The sequence below is a fragment of the Saccharococcus thermophilus genome (assembly GCF_011761475.1).
GTDB lineage: Bacteria > Bacillota > Bacilli > Bacillales > Anoxybacillaceae > Saccharococcus > Saccharococcus thermophilus.
In genome coordinates, this window is sequence record NZ_JAASRS010000001.1 from 1,780,430 (window position 1) to 1,793,999 (window position 13,570).

General features: G+C 34.0%; 19 protein-coding genes and 1 tRNA gene. 1 reads left to right on the forward strand and 19 read right to left on the reverse strand.

Annotated features, from left to right (window positions below; translation table 11 throughout):
- Nucleotides 1–105: 105 nt before the first annotated feature.
- Genes BDD39_RS09270 through BDD39_RS09280 form a run of 3 tightly spaced genes read right to left on the reverse strand, consistent with a single transcriptional unit; the run spans nt 106 to nt 4,020 of the window.
- The gene (locus BDD39_RS09270) at nt 106–963 is read right to left on the reverse strand and encodes a minor capsid protein (protein ID WP_166910102.1); all 858 of its coding nucleotides are present in this window, start codon (nt 961–963) and stop codon (nt 106–108) included.
- Nucleotides 956–2,224, reverse strand: a complete 1,269-nt coding sequence (locus BDD39_RS09275) for a phage portal protein (RefSeq protein ID WP_166910104.1) — start codon at nt 2,222–2,224, stop codon at nt 956–958. Before BDD39_RS09275 ends, BDD39_RS09270 begins: the two co-directional genes overlap by 8 nt.
- A gap of 17 nt (nt 2,225–2,241) precedes the next feature.
- Nucleotides 2,242–4,020: a terminase large subunit gene (locus tag BDD39_RS09280; RefSeq protein WP_208404367.1), complete on the reverse strand. Its 1,779-nt coding sequence runs from the start codon at nt 4,018–4,020 to the stop codon at nt 2,242–2,244.
- Nucleotides 4,021–4,242: 222 nt separating this feature from the next.
- Between BDD39_RS09280 and BDD39_RS09285 the strand changes: the two genes are divergently transcribed.
- Nucleotides 4,243–5,127: a tyrosine-type recombinase/integrase gene (locus BDD39_RS09285; RefSeq protein WP_208404368.1), complete on the forward strand. Its 885-nt coding sequence runs from the start codon at nt 4,243–4,245 to the stop codon at nt 5,125–5,127.
- A 16-nt stretch (nt 5,128–5,143) separates the two neighbouring features.
- On the opposite strand, the gene BDD39_RS09290 is transcribed toward BDD39_RS09285, so the two are convergent.
- The 16 genes from BDD39_RS09290 to BDD39_RS09365 all read right to left on the reverse strand — a co-directional run bounded on the left by BDD39_RS09290 (nt 5,144) and on the right by BDD39_RS09365 (nt 13,060).
- Nucleotides 5,144–5,563 (reverse strand): phBC6A51 family helix-turn-helix protein, encoded by a 420-nt coding sequence (locus tag BDD39_RS09290; RefSeq protein ID WP_166910107.1) that lies wholly within the window; start codon nt 5,561–5,563, stop codon nt 5,144–5,146.
- A gap of 62 nt (nt 5,564–5,625) precedes the next feature.
- Nucleotides 5,626–5,952 carry a hypothetical protein gene (locus BDD39_RS09295; protein ID WP_166910109.1) on the reverse strand — a complete coding sequence of 109 codons (327 nt, stop codon included), beginning with the start codon at nt 5,950–5,952 and terminating at the stop codon, nt 5,626–5,628.
- Nucleotides 5,953–6,012: 60 nt separating this feature from the next.
- Entirely contained in the window at nt 6,013–6,216 is a 204-nt protein-coding gene (locus BDD39_RS09300; protein ID WP_166910111.1) for a hypothetical protein, read from the reverse strand.
- Nucleotides 6,203–6,427: a hypothetical protein gene (locus tag BDD39_RS09305; protein ID WP_166910113.1), complete on the reverse strand. Its 225-nt coding sequence runs from the start codon at nt 6,425–6,427 to the stop codon at nt 6,203–6,205. The genes BDD39_RS09300 and BDD39_RS09305 overlap by 14 nt, the downstream gene beginning before the upstream one ends.
- Nucleotide 6,428: 1 nt before the next feature.
- Entirely contained in the window at nt 6,429–6,791 is a 363-nt protein-coding gene (locus BDD39_RS09310; RefSeq protein ID WP_166910116.1) for a hypothetical protein, read from the reverse strand.
- Between the two features lie 56 nt (nt 6,792–6,847).
- Complete coding sequence (locus tag BDD39_RS09315) at nt 6,848–7,063, reverse strand: DUF4177 domain-containing protein (protein ID WP_166910118.1); 216 nt, start codon at nt 7,061–7,063, stop codon at nt 6,848–6,850.
- A gap of 74 nt (nt 7,064–7,137) precedes the next feature.
- Nucleotides 7,138–7,211, reverse strand: a tRNA-Ile gene (locus BDD39_RS09320).
- Nucleotides 7,212–7,242: 31 nt separating this feature from the next.
- Nucleotides 7,243–7,479, reverse strand: coding sequence for a hypothetical protein (locus tag BDD39_RS09325; RefSeq protein WP_166910120.1), 237 nt, complete (start codon nt 7,477–7,479; stop codon nt 7,243–7,245).
- On the reverse strand, nt 7,454–7,903 hold the full coding sequence (locus BDD39_RS09330; protein WP_166910122.1) for an HNH endonuclease: 450 nt from the start codon (nt 7,901–7,903) through the stop codon (nt 7,454–7,456). The genes BDD39_RS09325 and BDD39_RS09330 overlap by 26 nt, the downstream gene beginning before the upstream one ends.
- Nucleotides 7,904–7,949: 46 nt before the next feature.
- Nucleotides 7,950–8,117: a hypothetical protein gene (locus BDD39_RS09335; protein WP_166910124.1), complete on the reverse strand. Its 168-nt coding sequence runs from the start codon at nt 8,115–8,117 to the stop codon at nt 7,950–7,952.
- A 2-nt stretch (nt 8,118–8,119) separates the two neighbouring features.
- A complete protein-coding gene (locus BDD39_RS09340) occupies nt 8,120–8,314 on the reverse strand; it encodes a hypothetical protein (RefSeq protein WP_166910126.1) in 195 nt (64 codons plus the stop codon).
- 101 nt (nt 8,315–8,415) lie between these two features.
- Nucleotides 8,416–8,556, reverse strand: a complete 141-nt coding sequence (locus BDD39_RS09345) for a hypothetical protein (protein ID WP_166910128.1) — start codon at nt 8,554–8,556, stop codon at nt 8,416–8,418.
- Nucleotides 8,553–9,029, reverse strand: coding sequence for a hypothetical protein (locus tag BDD39_RS09350; RefSeq protein ID WP_166910130.1), 477 nt, complete (start codon nt 9,027–9,029; stop codon nt 8,553–8,555). The genes BDD39_RS09345 and BDD39_RS09350 overlap by 4 nt, the downstream gene beginning before the upstream one ends.
- Nucleotides 9,026–9,466 carry a hypothetical protein gene (locus BDD39_RS09355; RefSeq protein WP_166910132.1) on the reverse strand — a complete coding sequence of 147 codons (441 nt, stop codon included), beginning with the start codon at nt 9,464–9,466 and terminating at the stop codon, nt 9,026–9,028. Before BDD39_RS09355 ends, BDD39_RS09350 begins: the two co-directional genes overlap by 4 nt.
- A 302-nt stretch (nt 9,467–9,768) precedes the next feature.
- A complete protein-coding gene (locus BDD39_RS09360; protein ID WP_166910134.1) occupies nt 9,769–9,948 on the reverse strand; it encodes a helix-turn-helix domain-containing protein in 180 nt (59 codons plus the stop codon).
- Between the two features lie 457 nt (nt 9,949–10,405).
- Nucleotides 10,406–13,060 (reverse strand): TraR/DksA C4-type zinc finger protein, encoded by a 2,655-nt coding sequence (locus tag BDD39_RS09365; protein ID WP_380630389.1) that lies wholly within the window; start codon nt 13,058–13,060, stop codon nt 10,406–10,408.
- Nucleotides 13,061–13,570: the final 510 nt, after the last annotated feature.

A 13,570-nucleotide genomic window follows, 5' to 3' on the forward strand; every position in this document is an offset into this window, starting at 1 on the left:
CCTTTGCCCTTCTAACACCGATAGTCCTAGAAGTGCAGTATTTTTATTTTTCGATTGTTCTTTAACGTCTGCAATCGAGAAAAAGACAATATAAAAAGCCACCATTTAAGGTGACTGAATTCCCTTACTTTTAGCCCATTCATCATAACTTTGATATTCAATGACTTGCTTCGTTTCATTGTCTTTTCGTTTAGAAGGTGTATAATCATCAACAACACCAATAAAACAGCAGCGACAATTAGGATGTTTCGGTGGAGTTGGCTTTGTTTCATCGTCAAGATTAAATTGTTTTCCATCGAGATGAGCGCATTGCTCACACGTATTTCCTTCGAGAGTTGCAACCCATTGCACTTTCTGAACGACACCGCTATCTCGATAGATTTTTTCTTGTGCTGATGAAATGATGCGAGCTGTCTCTGTTCGAATCAGTCGTTGGGATTGATATGCTTTAGAATTAAATTGCTGATCGATTCGTTTTGCAATTTTATCAATACTTTCACCTTGTTGAATGCCTAGATAAAGTTCAGTTCTTAAAGCCTTTACAAGTGCATTCGTGTTGTCCCATATGCGCTCACTGAATGGAATGCCACTCCAGTTAAAATTAACAATCTCATCAATCACTTCTTTTCGCAGCAATGAAAATGAAATAGCCACTCCAATATTTTTTTCAATCTCATATGCTGTACGATAATACGCATAAGCAAAAACAGTCGCAAGAATAGATGTTACTATTGCGACTTCAGAAACGGCGATATTTCTGACTTCTTCTTGCATTTGTCGTTCAATTTTCGGAATGTCAGAAACGTTTACTTTGCCATCATTTCCGTATCGCATGAACAATTCGGCAACTAATTGTTTAATATTGTCACGATGTTTTCGATACAGTTTTAAAACTTCACGATGTTCCTTTTCTGAAAGGTTGAAGAATTCATCAACCATCTTTAAAAATTCTTTTTCATCCATTGCTGTCACCTATTTGGTCAAGATTCATTGTGTCTTGTTCTTCTTTAAGTTTCTGAATAGATGCTGCAGGGTTTGTTACACGAGGAAGCCAACTAATTAATTCCTCATGCGGAAGTAAACCGTATAGCTCTTTAACCATATCTGCAATCATTTTCTCATCAACTGGAATATTTCTGGAAAAACTTATGCTAATGTCTCTCCAATCATACTCTTTATTTTTAGCTAACTTGAGCCATTCACAGAAGAATTTCAAGCGTTTCTTTAAGACTTTCTCAAAGATGGATTCTTTAATTGCTGAGATATTTTCTAATTCCTGTAATTTTAGACGAATAGAAATTCCGCTGGTATTGCTTTGGAAATTTTCATTTAGATTTACTTGATTTGTTTGAATGTAAATTTCATCTTGCCAATCTTTCAACATATCTTTGACAAAAGCACCATTGATATCTTTTGTTGCCCAATACACTTTCGAACCTTGTGGAACTAAAAGGATTCCATTTTCCTTCATCTTTTGTGCTTCTTCAAAAGATAAATCTGCATTTTCAATCACTAAATATGCTTGTCGATGGTCAATGATTTCGTTTCCGGCTGTACTGTGAATTTTGTTGTACATATCAACGATTCGAATAATATCTTCAAATGCAGATTTCTTTAAATCATTGTTTGGTACCTCAATTACCGGACAGCGTGAAAAGAAGTGGTTTTTCTGTTCAATAAGTGTTAGTTTATTTCCATCTTTCGTATAATGGGAATAATGCACATCGTCCCAAACATCTACATATTCAGCATCATCATATTCCACTTTGTAATGACGTACCGCAACAGAAACATTTCGGTCAACACTTCCATCATGTAAAACAATCATTTCAAGAGGAGAGAAGTGTGTACACTGGAATTCTCCATCCGTATTGATATATGCCACCTCATACGCTACACCGAAGATTTCTGTTTGTTGCTTTAAATTAATATTATGTTCTTTTTCCCAGTGACTAAAATAATAATCAATCATATCAAGAAATTCTTTATTACCTGACTTAGAGGAATAGTTCACAGGCTTTCCTAATAGGTATCCTGTATAGTTTTGCACTGTCTTTCTGCAATAGTTGAAGTATGCCCGTTCATCGGCTCGTGTTTCATCAACTTTAGGCTTTTCATAAAGTATTTTGTGATTTCCTTCGTAATAGTCCAAGAGTTTTTGGTATTTTGGACGTTGTAGGTTTAACTCTTGAAGTAATTTAAGTATTAGTTCATCTTTTACCACTTTTTCACCTCCTCAAATTAAAAAAGCCATCCTCGTGGGATGGACTTAATTTCTCTTCGTATTTCAATTTCATCGATTCTGTTAGCAAACTCACTAAGTGCGTCACACGCATCATCGTGAAGACTGAATTGTTGCCCTGAAAATTCCATGACTTGTGAAAGAAAATCTTTTTCTACTCTTTCTTCACAAAAAATAATTCGCCCATTATTTACATCTGAAACAATAGTTGAAATTTTATCATCTTTATTTTTCCGCTGCATTTCATTAATAAATGTGATATTTCTTTTTCTTAATGAACCATCTTTTTCGATTTCTTGTTGAATCCGTTCAACATCTAAACCATTATATGTATTTTTTTCGATAAAGACGTGAGTGATATCCTCAAATTCCTTCAAAAGATTAATGACATGTTTTATGTAATCCTCAAACTCATCAAATTTTCTCAGTTGTCCTTTTCGAACATATTTAAATCCATTATCAGCAAGTGATCCGACAACAAAAGCAAAATAATCTGAACGTCTTTTATCTTTATTTTTTACTCCTGCTGTATCTATAGCCATCATTGTTTTTATAAAGTTGTGGTTTTCAATTTCCTCTTTTGGTTGAGTTCTATTTGAATGAAACCATTTGTCACCAATATTTTCGATATTACACATGAGTTCCTGCATGAATGCTAAACGTTTATTAAAATATTTTATTGCCAGTTTGCAACAATCGTACTTTTCCCATATCGTCGGGAATTTCATGTGTTCTATATTGGCTAAATAATATTGTTTTGCATCCTCAGTCGGATCATCTCTTGTATCATCAAATAAAATCCGTTTAAATTCTTGCCAATACTCATTGTTCTTGAAATACTCATCAACATCAAAGTTCACTACACTACGATGAAATACTTTATATTCAGGATTTTTTCTAATTTGATCTATAAAATCTCCTCGCGCTAAAGGGGTACCTAACACAATAAACTTGGTCGCTTGCTTAATGATTTTACCATCACGAATGACAGCTTCATCTCCACCTTCTTCAATCTCTTTAAGCCATTTTTGATACTTTTTCTGTTTGCTTTCGTCAGATAAAATATCTTGCTCGGAAATGTAGTCATCTGCTATATAGCACGTAGGTCTGAAAATTCCTTTTTTACTAATATAGGATGCTCCCCGAACACTCGAACCGGATGAATAAGCTTGAATCTTCGTATCATTGTCTAATTCCAATTCAAGTTTATTGACTGTTCGCTTGTTTGGATTGACCAAATTTCCAAAAGCATGAACGATGTAAGGATTTTTTAAAGCTTTTTTTGTTTGGTCTACAAAGTTTATAGCATCCAATTCCCTATTGGCTAACACAATTGTATATACACTATAACCATAACAATGCAAAAAGACACTTAGTGCCATATCGATGATGGTTGTCTTCGCACAACCACGAGGTAAAATGAAAACTTGTTTATCATGTTTATTTTCTATAAACATGGCTTCTAATTCTCGCCATATCTCATAATGAACAGATGCTAAAGGTCTTACTTGATTGTTTGGTTTAGGTACAAAGAAGTCTTGAAGAAAATACAAACAAAAAAATTCAATGGAGCGTTTACCTAGAGAATAAGCAAGCCCATTGAATCCGAATAAGTTATTTTTATGTTTTATCATTAATTCCTTTGCTTTATCAGAGCCGTAAAATTTGGAAAGGTATTTATAGAGCAATTGACGGTTTTCTTTTGTATTTATGAGGTCAATAGTAATCACCTCCGAGACCTGTGAAATTTTATAAAAAATTGTAGAGCCTGCTGCCACCGCCCCTCACATTTTCAAGACAGAATGGTAGGGGTAGAGTGCCTCAGCCATACAGAAACTACTTCGCATAACTTAACTTATGCGAAATTAATTATTTACTTATGCGAAGTAAAATGGTAATATATAGTTAAAAGGTTGATATTTTCTTATTGTATTTTACCAATATTATACATTTATTAAGGAGTCTTAACTTCGCATAACTAAAATAAAGGAGGAAGTACCATGAATATCCAAGAGCAAAACTCACAGTTGATTGACGATTTTATTTTTCAACTCAAAAAAGCAGAGAACACAAAAGCAAGTTACAAACGTGATCTTGAGTTATTCAATCGTTACTTATCAAAGACAAACATTTCAATTAATGAATTAAACAACAATACTGTTCAAATGTTTATTGATGCTTTAGAACAAGGTTCAATTAGAAATAAAGATGGCAAAAAATATAGTCCTTCTACAATCAATCGTATTTATGCAGCAATCCGCACTTTCTGTAATTACACAAATCAACATGATGCAGTTAAAGATATTGATATTAATCAAACGGAACACATTTCAAAATTATCGCCAAAATCAATTGAAACAGATGAAATTGAAACTATTCGTTTACGAATATCAAATAGCCGAAAGCCATCTGCTCAACGTGATTTAGCTATATTTGATATGCTTTATTTGACTGGTGTCCGTGTGAGTGAATTGGTTAACCTTACAAAAGACGATCTTGAATATGACGAAATCGAAAAAGTTTATAGAGTTCATGTTCGTGATTCAAAAAATAAAAAGGCACGTTCCATTCCAATACAAAAAGATAAATTCAAATACATTAAACGTTATTTAGATTCAAGACGTGATAATGTCCCGTATGTATTCATTTCTCAAAGACAAAAGCAATTAACAACACGCTCTATTCAAATGATGCTGAAGGAATATGGAATAACACCGCATATGCTTCGCCATACATTCTGTACTCGTTTAGCACGTTCTAACCAATACGATTTATCTATGATCGCTTCACTTGCTGGTCATTCAATCACTGTTGCTCAACGCTACACAACACCAACTGAAAAACAAAAAGCGGAAGCAATTGCAAAAGCCTTCTCATTAGATTAATGTGAGAAGGTTTTTCTTATTCCTCTAATTCGCTATCCCATTCTTCAAACTCAGCCTCTAATACATCTCTATCCACTTCTTGTTCTTGCTTCATTGCTGCCTCAATTGAATGTTTACTTACTGGTTTTCCTAATCCACGATCAATGATGTACTGTAAAACCTGTGCTTTTACACGACTGTTGTTTGTCGTTTCAGCAAGTTCCCATAATTTTGTTACTGCATCTTCTAACTTGCTATCAATAATTTTTTCAACGAGGACTTTTCTTTGCTGTATTCGCCTGTCAAGCTCAGCCTTAAATTCAGGATCATCTAGCCAATTATATATTGCTTGCCTCGACACTCCTACTTTTTTCGCAATTTCCGTTTTCGGCAACTCTCCATCAACCAATAATTGAATCGCTAATAATTTTCTATCGTCTAAAATTTCTCTATTCATATGTCAAGCTCACCACCTTTACACTTAACATTTTATTTAACAAGTTGTCTGTATGTTTACACTCACTCAATCCCAACTACCTTCTTCACATCCTTAATCACCTTCTCAGCTCCCCTCTTAGCAATCTCATATTCCCTCGCCAACTCTTCACACTTCCTTTTATCATTTCTATATATTCTCATATACCATCGAAGCATGAACATTCGATCAGTCCACTTATTAACCGCAGGCGTATCAATCTTCACAGTATGTTTGTGTTTACATCTAACGCATTCATAGTACCGATGATACACAGGATCACCATAATAAAAACCAACCATATCCTTCTTAATTTTCTTTACCTTAAACGTTGTAGGGCATCGTTCACATTCAACAAATTTGAATGCCATTCATTTGTCACCAGCCACATATTATATAAACATATAACAATTTACTTATATAATAAAAAATTAATCACCTAACTCATCCTCACTAATCCACTTTACTTCTGTATCTTCAGGAATCATTATTACCCCTTCGTTCATCATCCTTTTCAAACATTCCTCATCTAAATTATCCTTCACAATAAAAATCGATGCATTTTTAGGCACTTCCACAATTTCATCATCTTTAATATAAGTAATCTGCTCTTGTCTTTCATCATGCAATTTCATTCATACTCACCCACTCACATTCTTGTCTTGCAATCTCCATCAATTCATTGATGCTCTTTTCAAAATTTTCTCCGCCAAGCTGCATTGCAAAGTATTTCTTTTTCCCATCCTGTTCAAATGTAGCCACAATCCCAAAATCACCATCCAATCCTTTTTCCTTTTTCATTTCATCGCTAAAAAACTCAATTCGTTCAATACGAAAATTTTTCATCTTATCCCTCCAACGCCTTCAGTTCATTTACCAAATCCAATAACCCATCAATCACCATTTTTCTTGCCTCAACATCACGTACAACCTTAACAGCAAAATCATGACTACAACCAAGCTGGTTTTTTATTTTTGTAATCAACTTATCCGTGTCTGAACTTTTTTTGTCTAATTTTTCTTTTAAGCGACATTTAAGATACAAATCTTCAAATTCCTCTAAACTTAACCCATTCACAATAAACTCATAATTAAATCCCGTTTCCTTCATAATTGTACCAATCATTTTGTTAAAGTCCTTCACCGTTTTCCCTCCAAAGCCTTTAATTATCCATTCACTAAATAATGCAATTCTCTTGCCAAAATACACTTCACTTTATTCCCTCCAAATAAAAAAGCACCCCGAAGGATGCTTTAACTACAATCTTATTCTTCCTGTTCATCTTCATCATTTTCTTCAATTTCTCTAACAAATATCGCTACATTACAATAAGTACCGTTCTCATCATTTTGAGGCACTAAACTATGAAGTTCCCAACCATCTTCAGATTGCTCATGTAGTAATACTTCAAAATCATATTTTGGTGTCTTATCAAGAAGAGATTCAACTTCTATAACTTTATAAACTTTACGTTTACGCATCCTATTCCCTCCCTTCCGTCTACTCAATTCAACGAAAAGGAAAGGAATTCCTGCAAATCACATAATAAATACGGTGGACTCGGCAGGACTTGAACCTGCGACCTTCGGATTATGAGTCCGCTGCTCTAACCAACTGAGCTACGAGTCCAAAAAGAAAAACTGCTTTATTTAAAGTAATTTCAATCTTTCTTATTTTCTTCAAGCAAACTCAATGTCGGCTCCTCATTTTCTTTAAAGACCTTATAAAGGTATGCAACGATTTCCCTTATACTTTCACATACTTTGCTAACTACCTTCTCCAACTCCTGTCTTATTTCTTTCCCTTCTTCAGAATCAAGAAATTGTCTGATTTTTTCTGTATCTCCAGTTTCAACAACAGTTTTTAATTTATCAAGCAATTGCATCTTGTTCATCATTGTTTTGTTGTTCCTCCTTCTTCATTCGTTCGTATTGTTTCTGACAGCTTTTATTACAGAACTTTTTATTTTCATTAACTATGTATTCATCACAATTCAGACACTTCTTCACGATATGTCCATCGGTTGCAATCTGCTCAAATATCGGATACAAATCATATCTCCGCATGAAATTATGTATTTTGGTATGCTGCCCTTTCTCAAGCACCAATAAATTTTCTGGACGATTATCAGCAACATTCATATTCAAATGATGTACTTCTTCATTCGGTCTTAATGACCGTCCTAACATCTTCTCAGCAACAATAACATGTTCATAGACATATCCAGCCCATTGACCACGCTTAATCGCTCTCGGATGATTTGGCATGTAAACAAGTATGTATCCATTTGATTTCTTATCCTTTCGTGTCTTTTGTTTCATTCACTTCAACTCCTACAAAATAAAAAACATCCTTTTTCAGGATGTTTTAATTCTTCTTAGTACTTTTTCGACCTTCTCCAGTAATCAAAACTTTATAGAACCATTGTTCTAATTTTTTCTTTAATTCTTCTGCTTCTTTTTCATCGATTTCAACATATTTAAATGTTACTTTAAAATCTTCAGGTCTCTGTCTTCTTCTCGGTTTCTTCTCCATTTTTAATCTCCTTGTGTTTCGTTATTTGCATTACTTAAATTCTTTTGTTTTCGTTTCTCTTCTAATTCTTTTTCGATGTTATAAATTATTATCTGTTTAACCACTTCTATGAAACGCTCATATCGTTCTTTGCTTGTTGCAGTTATATTTACTTTTACTTCACCAATATATGGCACATTCTTTGGTTTTCTTCCCATATTGATCCCTCTTTCATCCTGTTTAACCCACTTTAATGTACAAAAAACAAAAGAGGGGATCAATCATTGATTCTTTACAGAAAAGTAAAAAAGCTACATTTCTAAATGTCGCTTTCATCATCATATTTCGGCTCCCAATCATCAAACACGCACTTCCCACATTCCATTTGTCCAGCTTCTTCATATAGAATTCTTAATCCGCATTTCGTACAACGAAAATAATCAGGAATCTGTATCATCACATCACCTTTTCCCATTCAATTCGAATTTCCCCATCTTCAATCATTTTCTTTGCCACAAATTGATAAAACCCATCATCAAACGGCACATCATCCTCATCACATCTGAGAACATATTCAATATACGCTTTTGAATATTCGGGATAACCAACAAAATAGTTCTCCACATTCATCTTGAAAATTCGGTCTGCAAATAGCAAAGCTTCTGTTTCTGTATCAAAATGCTTTCGAAAATCTGGATTCCATTCATGTGTTTCTTTATCCCAAAAATAGATATCGTTCATGTAGAAAAATCGCTCTAAAAAATCGCCCCAAGCTGTCAAGGCGTTTACAAATTCACGAAACTTTTCATTCTGTGCAATCCTCACAGCCATTTCATTTTCTATAAATCCCTCAACATCTGTTTCTGAATACGGTACAAACACATATTCACCATTAACAATAAATACATGGTGTTCAGGAGGAGCAACGATCACTCTTCATTCGCTCCTTTCTTAAACTCCGGCACTTCCACTTTTGGCATTGGAATCGTCCGCAATGTATTTACTTTCATAGCTTCTTCAAGTGACTTTTTCAAAGCATCTTTATCAACTTTTTCAAGAGCCTTCTGTAACTCTGGATTCGGTTTCCATGCTTCAACCAACGACTTATCTGTCGGCTTCCACTCCTCAACATTAACCTCTTTTTTAGCTTCCTGCTTCGATTCAATTAGCATCTTTACGAGCAATTCCAGCTTCTCTAATCGCTCATGCATTTGTCTAATTTCCTCTTCAATTCCAAACAAAAACCGTTTTGCCAGTCCGTAAAAGAGTTGGTCACTCGCTCCACGGCAAGCATGAAACATCAATTCTTCAATTTCGTGTCCATTCATTTCAGTGACTTGTTTTTGTTCCAACCGTTTATAATCTCTCATCGCTTTTTCTCCTTTCGTTTTTTAATTTGTTGTTGCTTTTCTTCATATTGCTTTTGGTACTCCCTCATAAGCTGTTCAAATGTCTTTTTCCTTTTCTTACGCTCAAATTTCATTCAATCACTCCGTTTAAAAAGATGAGGCAGGAAACGAATCCTGCCTTTAAAAGGGGTGTAAAAATGAATAATGATTTAAAAACAATAATAAGAGGTAATCAAATGGGTTTGGGTTGTCTATGCTTATGTTTTACGACCGAGCAATAGACAGGCACTAGCATTTATTCCACTAGCGATGCGGTCAAGCAATTAATCCATGAAAAATAATGATACTCCGAACAATTCCTCGATTTTCTTCGCTGTCTTCTTCGATGGCATTTTCTTTCCATTCTCAATATAACTGTACATTGCTTGTGTAATTCCGATCTTTTCTGCTACATCTTTTTGCGTCAAACCTAACATGATTCTTATTTTCTTGATTTTGCTCATCACCTCTCTCACCTGCCCTACATATCTATCGTAAAGTTATGAAATATAACCTAAAAAATAAGACAGCCGAGTGTTCCGGCTGCCATTAAATAAATTATAAAAATACAGGAGGAATTTTAAATGACAATCGTTGCTGATGCTTCTGATATTCGTGAAATGGCTAAAGGATACAGAGAAATGAAGCTGATAAAGTTATTCGTAAAGCATTAATTAAACTTGCAACAAAAGAATCTCGTATTGTTGAAGAAGTTGCCAAACAAAAAGTTGAAACAAAAAGCACAAATAAGTTAACTTTTATAACCTACTCGTGCTTCTGTTACCCTTAAAGACTCTTATCGCAATTTATAAAAAATAACCCCAAATCCCTTGCTACTCTAAGGAATTTAGGGTATAATTATTTATTTACCTTTGAAAAAAATTAATAAAAACTATTGAAAAATAATGATTTTTTGCACTTTTATTTTCGTTCAACTTTTTTCTGTTTCTGTCTCAACCGTTTTACCCTCTCACGTTCACGCTTCTTGGCACACTTTTCACAGTACTTTTTCGCTCGTTTCTTCTCAATCCGTTCGCCACACATTTCACATTGTTTCGTTCCCTTTAAGTTGCGTTCTAAGTTTTTCAATATTATATCGCCAAAACTTGACCAAAGAGTTGTCTTAAACGGACTGTCTTTCAAATATTTCACTAATACATCTGTTACATATTGCACATCGTTATTAACCTTTAACAGCTCTTCTCTGATACGTTGATATATGTACGGCATTTTATGAGATTCATGTTCTTCTTGATCGTTCATCAGCTGCTTTTTGTTTTTGTTTAATTCTTCATATTTACTGATAATCTCTTCATCCAATTTCACTCTTTTGTTCTTCATCAACATTTTGTAATCAAACTTACCAGCAATTTTTGTGAAATTAATTCTCTTGTCGGGGATAATCTCATACAATCTGTTCACCGTGCTATTGTTGATTGGTTCAACTTTCTTTTCCTTCTTAAATGTGAGCGTTCTTTTTTTGCCGTCTTTCATTATTTGAACTTTTTTAGTTTCTTCTTTCACGTACTTAAAGAAATGTGGCATTTTGCCCTTTGCATAAGATTTCAACTTCTGCTTTACATAGTCAGGCGGCTCAGGCATAAACAAAGTCTTCGCATAATCAATCACAAAATTGTTGTACATCGTTAACCACTTAATGGCATCCAAATCCACATTTTCACTATTCCAAATCTTCGTAATGTCATTACTGATTACACCGATATTCGCTTTATAAGCTAAGATTAAACTTTTATAAATATTCTCTGAATTAATTTCTTCTGCACCTGCTTTAGCCATTTCATAATACAAAGGAACAATACCTTGCATATTTCTTTCTGCAACTTTTACCAATGTCTCATCTTGAATCACAAGAGCTTTATCACCATCATTATCAAATTGTAGCATTTTACTAATCGGATCATGAATACTTGTATAAATACCTTCTGTAATAAACCATTTTTTCTTTTCATCATCAATTACGTTATTTCTAATGGCATGTTCACGATATAGGTGAGGGGAGCGTAACACATCAACTTTACCTTCTTCAAATAATCTGCAATAAACTTCACCATTGGCAAGCAAGCCTTTTGGATTTTCTTTTCCTAAAAACAACTTCTCACAGAACGCATATAGGTCTGGGCATAGAAAAGTGTATTTGCCATTCACATTTAATTTCCCGGCTCTAGCTTCTTTAACTAACTTTCTCTTTTTATCTTTAATAACTTGTCTTGAATGCGAATCATTCAACAATTCAGGGTACAGCAATAAAGCCTGCTGAAACCAATTTTTCTTTTTATTTTCTTTTGTTGCTCCCAACACTCTCAACATTGTTTCTTTATCGCTACCCACATTTAGAATATCTTGAATCGTACTTTCTGCAATCTTTTTTAATTCCTCATCAGAAATATCAGTTAAAGTCTGCAACATCTGATAATTCAATTTTGCCTCACCAGACGTATCTTCTTCATTTAACTTTGCTGCTTGGCAATTGTACTTGATAAATCTATCCTTGTAATCTTCCCAACTATCATAATACTTCCACATTTTAAACTGCGATTTAGTGAAAATCACCTGTATATCGTCTTTAATAATGTCCCATTCCTTGCCATAAATATCTTTGACAATAAATGAGCCATGTTCTTTTGCAAACTTATCAAAAGGGAACGGGACTAATAACCCTTTAATCCACGGCAATCTGACCATGAAAGATTTTTTACTCTTTTTAGGTAAAATCATCCCGCAGCCATCAGTATGCGTAATAGGTATATCCATTTCTTTTCTTGTAATTTCATATGTATCCCGATTAATATAATCAAATAAGCTATGTACATTTGTCTCTAGATCATCTACAACAATAGCTTTATGAATATTAAAATCCTTCCATACTTCTGTAGCGCTGTTTGTTAAAGCTAAGTATGCTTGATATTTATTGATATTAACTCCGCCTTTTTGATTGATTTCATCAACACTCAACCCACAAGTTAAAGAATTTTTATGTCTTTCCCATAAGGATTCACGAAGAAACACTGCCTTCTTCGTCCGAATCTGACCTGCTGAGCTACTGAAATATATGTATTTTTCACCATTATGTATAAATCCATTTTTAATAATGTCCTCTAAAACTTGGAAGTAATACACTTGTACGACTATGATGTCCTCGGATAATTCGTTTTCTTTAATTCCAAGTGTTCTTGTGAGTACGGATTCAAACAAACCGATTACTTTGTTTTCTTTTAAAGCTTTTGGTCTAAGTGTGCGGATAGATTTGTTTTCTGAAAAAGATTTATGTAATTCATTTTTTAATTTTGTAATACGTTTACTTATGTATTTTTTATAGTATTTATATCTTTCTTCATTATTCTTATATTTTTTATCAGAAAGCCTTTTTTTCAAAATATCCCTATGTTGATACAATTTCAAAATCTTCTTATGTATTTTAACCTCGTTATCATTATAAAACGCAGAAGTATCGACAGAATAGATACGTACCAATTTTTCTGGTTTTACTGTCATTTTCATTCCTCCATTTTCTTTTAATTTTTCTCTTTCTGTCCCCAAAAGTCCATACAACACCACCAACAAACATCTGCTTTCTTCCTGTCGTTGTCATCGTCATTCCGATTGCATTTGTCATTGCCATTTCTCATCTTCTCCTTTGCTAATTGTTTTTGTTTGCATTATGTATTCATACTTGCATTGTGCATGAACGAATCGATTGCTGGCTGCTGACTATTTATAATTGTTCATTTTGCATTTGAATTTATCATTGTAACTGCTGATTGATTATCATTGTCCTTGTGTTTTGCTCTTATCTGAATATTGTTTGCTAGTCCTATGCTGGACTTGAAACCTGCGACTAGTGTCCTCAGCTTTGCGGAAACTCTTTATCAACAACAACAACAAGAAGAAAGCGAATTATTTACCCTCATAATTCATCACCCCTTTCAAATTCATGTTGTGGGGGTGCTACCCAACCATCTTCTACAACTTTTGTTCCGTTCCTTGCGTCACTTCACAAAAGTTGTAGAACCTGCCGATGCACCACCCCCACACCCCCTCACATCGGCAAATATCAACTTTAATGAT